Annotated in this window: 4 protein-coding genes; 3 read left to right on the top strand and 1 reads right to left on the bottom strand. The window is 75.9% G+C overall.

The window, feature by feature from the left end:
• On the top strand, positions 1-901 hold a 901-nt coding region (locus tag ABZW03_RS36160), incomplete at its 5' end, for a helix-turn-helix domain-containing protein (protein WP_355268284.1).
• Here ABZW03_RS36160 and ABZW03_RS36155 read toward each other — a convergent pair.
• A complete protein-coding gene (locus ABZW03_RS36155; protein WP_355268281.1) occupies positions 898-1221 on the bottom strand; it encodes a hypothetical protein in 324 nt (107 codons plus the stop codon). The two genes, ABZW03_RS36160 and ABZW03_RS36155, sit on opposite strands and share 4 nt — an antisense overlap.
• Positions 1222-1479: 258 nt before the next feature.
• Between ABZW03_RS36155 and ABZW03_RS36150 the strand changes: the two genes are divergently transcribed.
• Positions 1480-3414 carry an ATP-binding protein gene (locus tag ABZW03_RS36150; RefSeq protein WP_355268279.1) on the top strand — a complete coding sequence of 645 codons (1935 nt, stop codon included), beginning with the start codon at positions 1480-1482 and terminating at the stop codon, positions 3412-3414.
• A 61-nt stretch (positions 3415-3475) separates the two neighbouring features.
• A partial coding sequence (locus ABZW03_RS36145) for a hypothetical protein (RefSeq protein ID WP_355268276.1) occupies positions 3476-5858 on the top strand: 2383 nt, incomplete at its 3' end.

Raw genomic sequence — 5858 nt, 5'->3', positions numbered from 1 at the left:
GGTCAGCAGCTCCAGCGGCGCCTGCTCCAGGCCCAGCCCGTCCACCGGTCGGCCCTCGGCGTCCGGCGGCAGGTCCAGCAGCCGGCGCGCCGACGTCGCCGTGATGGTCGCGGTGCTGCGCGCGGAACGGCCGGAAATCGCCGCCGGGGACGCCGAGTTGCTCTGCTGGTCGGCGCTCTCGGCGTGCGCCGGGCTCTCCTACCAGTCGGCGGCGCCGCAGCCCCGACGGGCCGAGGCGCTGCTGCGCGAGGTGGTCGCGGCCGTCCTCGCGGTGTCGCTGGACGGCACGGCGGCCGCGGGGCCCGCCGCCGTACCGCCGCCGGAGGCCAAGCCGCGGGCGCGCCGGGAGGAGCTGCTCGCCGCGGCCGTGCGGCTGTTCCACCAGCGGGGCTTCGACAACGTCAGCACCGACCAACTCGGCGCGGCCGTCGGAATCTCGGGGCCGAGCGTGTACCGGCACTTCGACAGCAAGGCGGAGCTGCTCGCCGCCTCGCTGGTGCGCAGCCGGGAGCGGCTCTGGCACGAGGTGGACGGCGCGATCGCGGCCGCCGCCGGGCCCGGGGCGGCCCTCGAGGCCGGGCTGGGCGCGTACGTCGGCTTCGCGCTGCGCAACGGGGACTACCTGGGCGCGATGCTCAGCGAGACGGAGCGGCTGGCCCCGCCCGACCGCCGGGCCGCGGTGGACTTCCGGCGGGACTTCCTGCGGACCTGGGTCGACCTGCTGCGGCAGGTGCACCCCGGCTGCGACCCGGCGGCCGCCCGGATCCGGGTGCACGCGCTGTTCGCGCTGGTCAACGACGGGGTGCGGAACCGCCCGCACAGCGCCCGGCCGGACCTCGGGGACTGCCTGCTGCGGCTCGGCCGGGCGGTGCTGGGGCTGTCGGCGGACGGGCCGCTCTAGTAGAGGACGTACGGGTAGTAGACCCGCGCGTCGACGCCGCGGTGGCCCTGGACGCCGCCGACCTGCCCGCCGTTGCCGGCCACCGCGAGGCCGTTGTGCTGGTTGCTCGCACCCGAACCGGTGGCCGTCTGCTGGGTGTTGACCACGTTGCCGTGGACGGTGCCGATGACGTTGCCGGAGCCGGTGCCGCTCACCACGCTGCCGTTGGCGTGGTCGGCCGCACCGGCGCCGTCGTCGGCGTGCGCGGCGGCGGCACCGAATCCGACGAGGAGGAGCGCGCCGAGGGCGGTGACGGCGGCGGCTGCGCGAAGACGGGACACGCTGGTCTCCCTGGGCTGCTGGACGGGGCGTGCGGATCGGGGCGCCGTCCTCGGTGGCCGCTCTGGAGCGCCGGGGCCTGACGTCGCGCGTCCAGCATTCACCAGTGGTGCGGACGAATTCCACCGAACGGGGTGGAAATTCCCCCGATGGGGGAGGAGTGGTCAATTCCGAGTTGACGGTATTCCGTCATTCCGCCGGGGCGAGGTCACCCAGAAAGAAATGGTCGCCAGATAGTCGCACTGGCACACTGAGGACCCATGTCTGACGGTGCCCCGCCCGAGCCCACGCCTGCCGAGGAACTGCGCACGACCGAGGTCGATCTCGGCGGCCTGGTGAACGTCCTCGCCACCCACCTCTACTCCACTCCGCTGGTCGCCCTGCGCGAACTGGTCCAGAACGCGCACGACTCGCACACCCGCCGGCTCCTGGAGGACCCGGACGGCGACCACCGGCCGTTGATCCGGGTGCGCGCCGACGCCGCCCGGCGGACCGTCGCCATCGAGGACACCGGCGCCGGCCTCACCGAACCCGAGATCCACTCCTACCTGGCCACCGTCGGCACCGGCTACACCCGGATGCTGCGCGAACTGACCGGCAACCAGGAGCTGATCGGGGCCTTCGGCCTGGGCTTCCTCTCCGCCTTCTCGGTCGCCGACGAGGTCACCGTCACCACCACCTCGCACCGCGAGCCGGGGCTCGGCCACCGCTACCGCAGCCGCGGCGGCGAGCAGTACCGGGTCGAGCCGGTGCCCGCCCGGCCCAGCCCGGGCACGGTGGTCGAGCTGGCGCTGAAGGCCGAGCACGGCCACCTCGCCGACGAGGACGTCCTGCGCGACGTGCTCGGCCGCTACTGCGTGCTGCTGCCGATCCCGGTCCACGTCGGCGACGACGAGCAGCCGGTCAACTCCGTCGAGGTGCCCTGGCGGCAGTCCGTGGAAGGCGATCAGTACGCCGCCCGGATGCGCTTCGCCACCGCCTTCGTCCGCCGCTTCGAGCCGCTCACCGCCTTCCCCGTGCTGCCCGTCGAGGGCGGAGGGGCCGGGGGCGAAGGGGTCGGGAGCGGCACCGACGCGGTCGGCCTGCTCTGGGTGCAGGACGGCGGCACCTACGGCAGCAGCGACAACCGCGACCTCGCCGTCTACCTGCGCGGCATGCTGCTCGCCGAGGACGCCCGCGACCTGCTGCCCCGCTGGGCCGGGTTCATCGGCGGCGTGGTCGAGTCCAACCGGCTCACCCCCACCGCCAGCCGCGAGGACCTCCAGCGCGACGAGCACTACCACGCGCTCCGGCAGGCCCTCACCGACGCCATCGTGGACGGCCTGTACGAGACCGCCCGGCTGCGGCCGGCCGTCTGGCGCCGCATCCTCGCCCGGCACGGCAACGACCTGCTCGGCGCCGCGCTCTGCGACGACCGGCTGTTCACCCTGCTCGCCGACGACGTCCCGGTGCCCACCTCGCAGGGCGACCTCACGGCCGGTGCGCTGCGGGCGGCCGGCGGCGGCGCGGTGCACGTCGCGCTCGGCAGCGGCGGCGGCTTCGAGGAGATGCTGTACCGGGCGATGCGGGTGCCGATCGCGCGCGGCGACCGCTACGCCGTCCTGCCGTTCCTGCGCCGCTACGCCCAGCTGCGCGGCTGCCGGGTGGTCGAGCTGGGCAGCGAGCGGGGCGACCGCGAGCTGTTCCGCGACCCGGAGCGCCCGCTGCCGGAGCACGAGTCGGCCTGGCTGGCCGGAGCCCTCGCCGACCCGGGCGAGCAGCTCGTCCCGGCCCGTTTCGACCCGCCCGGCCTGCCGCTGGTGCTGGTGCCGGACCGCGAGGCGGAGCTGAAGGCCCGGATCGAGGACGACCAGGCGGACGCCCGGATACCGTCCGCCGCGCTGCGGCTGGCCCGCGCCTTCACCGCCCGCACCGACGGCGAGGTCCGGGCCCGGCTCTACCTCAACCTGGCCAGTCCCGCGGTCCAGGACCTGCTCGCCGCCTACCGCGGCGGGCACACCGGCAGCGCGACGGCGGCCGGGCTGCTCCGCTCGATCAAGGTGATCATGGCCGCGGCCTCGGCCGGCCCGTCCGAGGGCGACCTCACCGCCGCGCTGGCCGGCATCGGCACCGCGGTCTCCGCCCTGACCGCCGCCGTCCCGGCCGGTCTGCCGGAGGTCCCGGACAGCCCCGGCGCCCTCGCCGAGGAGCCGTGACGGACGGATTGTCAGTGGGGTGCGGTAGACAACTCATCAGCACGACACAGGGGGAACGGGAATGACCACCGACATCTGGGCCTGGGTGCGCGACACCCACCGGCAGCTGGCCGAGGCCGGCCACCACCGGCTGGCCGACGCCATCGTCGAGCTGCCCGAGCACGCCACCGAGGGGCGCAACGAGCAGCTGGACGCGCTCTACCCGGAGGCGGTGGCCGCCGCCCGGGCGCTCGGCCTGCCCTGGGTCGAGGTCTACCTGCGGCACTGGCGGATGCAGAACCTGCTGAACAAGCGCCAGCAGGGCGAGGCGGTGCTGCCCGAGGCGGTCGACCTGCTGGACTTCGCGCACCGGGAGGAGACGGCGGGCTGCCCGCAGTCCGTCTGCGTGGTGCAGGACTTCGCGATCTGCCACGCCCGGGTCGACGGCCCCGGGTACGTGGCCGAGCGCCTGGCCGTGGTCGGCGAGACGCTGGACCGGATCGAGCCCGCCCGGGCCTGCTACGACTGCCTCACCCGCGAGTACTCCGACGCCCTGGAGGACGACGGCCGGGCGGCCGAGGCGCTGGACCACCTGGACACCGCGGCCAACCGGATGCGGGCGGCGGGCCAGCAGGTCTCGCTCCGCTTCCAGCAGGCCCGGGCCGGCACCCTGCACCTGCTGGGCCGGCACGAGGAGGTGCTGGAGCTGCTGGCGACGGCCGAGCGGGCCGAGCAGGCCCAGGGGCGCCGGCTGGACGAGCGCGACCAGCGCTGGGGCGCCCTGCTGCGGGCCCGCGCGCTCGCCTCGCTCGGCCGCACCGAGGAGGCGCTCGCCCTGCTGCCCGAGCGGGCCGAGGCCGACCGGCACGCCGATCTGCGCGGCGCCTGGACGCAGACGGTCGAGCTGCTGGTCGCGGCCGGTGCCCGGGAGAACGACGCCGAGCTGGGCGCCGTCCTGGCCGGCTGGGTCGGCTACCTGGACGGCGTCGGCGCGCACCGCCCGTGCGTGGACCTGCTCCTGGCGGCGGGTCGGCTCGCCCTCGCCCGCGGCGCCCGTACGGTGGCGCTGACCCTCGCCGCGACCGGAGAGCGTAAGCTCACCCGGTTGCGTCGCACCGACGGCGTGTCGGAGCAGGTCGCGGCGCTGCGCGCGGCCGCCGAGGCGCTGCCGGAGCCCGAGCTGCCCGTCCCGCCGGGCGAGCTGACGGTGCACCTGGCCGAGCTCCAGGTGCCCTACGAGACCGGCGCCGACCTGCTCTCCGTCGCCCTGGACCGGTACCGGGGTGAGCAGGCCGGCGCCACCGAACTGGCGGTGCTGCTGGCCACCGTGCTGGGCGGCCTCGGCCACGCCCGCGCCGCGGCCGACCTGCTGTGGCGGTACCTGGAGGACGACCCGGCGGACCGCGAGCTGGCCGGCGCGCTCGGCGAGATGCTGATCGAGGCCCGGGACGCGGAGGGCGTACGCCGCCTCGCCGACCGGGTGGCCGCCTCCGCTCCGGCCGACGGGCACTGGATACGCGCCCGCTGGGCCGCCGCCGAGGGCCGCTGGGCCGAGGCGCTGGAGCAGTGCGAGGCGATCCTGGCGCTGGACGACGAGGTGCTCAACACCCGTCGGCTCGCCGCCCGGGCCGCCACCGAACTGGGCGACCACGCCACCGCGCAGCGGATGTACCAGGAGCTGCTGGAGCGCGCGGCACCGGCCGACGCCGCCGCGGAGGAGGAGGACGGCCACCGGACGGTCCAGGAGCCGGACCTGTGGCACCTGATCACCGCGGCCACCGCCAACCGGGACTGGGCCGTGGTCCGCTCCACCGGCGCGCTGCTCGACATCGAGTTCGACGAGCCCGAGGGCCCGGTGGACGAGGAGTGGCAGCTGGTCACTGTCCGGGCCACCCGCACCAACGGCGCGACGGCCGACCTGCCCGCACTCCGGACCGGCCCGGCCACCGCCCGCGTCCTGCCGGTGCTCGGCGACGACCTGACGCTCAACCACGGCGACGTGGTGGTCTTCTCCCCGGCCCTGCTGGAGCGCCCGCCGGCCGAGGACGCCCCGGAGGAGGAGCGGCACCGCTGGCGCCCGGTGTTCCAGGTGCTCACCCTGCTCGACCCGGCCGGGTACACCACGTACTGGATCGACGGCGGCTGGCCCGGCGACGAGCCGTGGTCGGCGCTGCGCGAGGAGCTGCACGGGGCCGGGTACGCGGTCTGGGTGTACAGCGGGGACGAGTACCGGATCACCGACCCGGCGGACGGCGGCGACACCCTGCCCGGTGTCTACGCGGCCCTCGGCGTCCCGCCGACCGCCTCGGCCGCCGAGGCCGACGCGCTGCTGCTGCGGCTGACCGAGGGGTGGGCGCACCCGCTCGCCTGGCCGCCTGGTCTCGGCGCCGTCGAACGCCCGGTAGCCGAAGCGCAGCCGCTCCCGGGCGGTGACGGCGCGGGCGAGCACGGTGAGGTCCTCCGGG

Source organism: Kitasatospora sp. NPDC004799 (assembly GCF_040609095.1).
Taxonomy (GTDB): Bacteria; Actinomycetota; Actinomycetes; order Streptomycetales; family Streptomycetaceae; genus Kitasatospora.
Note: the sequence above shows the minus strand (reverse complement) of the source record. Positions and strands in the feature narration are given on the sequence as shown.

What these genes read in the sequence shown, in the direction of transcription:
- ABZW03_RS36150 (WP_355268279.1), top strand. Translation starts at nt 1,480, where the DNA reads ATGTCTGACGGTGCCCCGCCCGAGCCCACGCCTGCCGAGGAACTGCGC.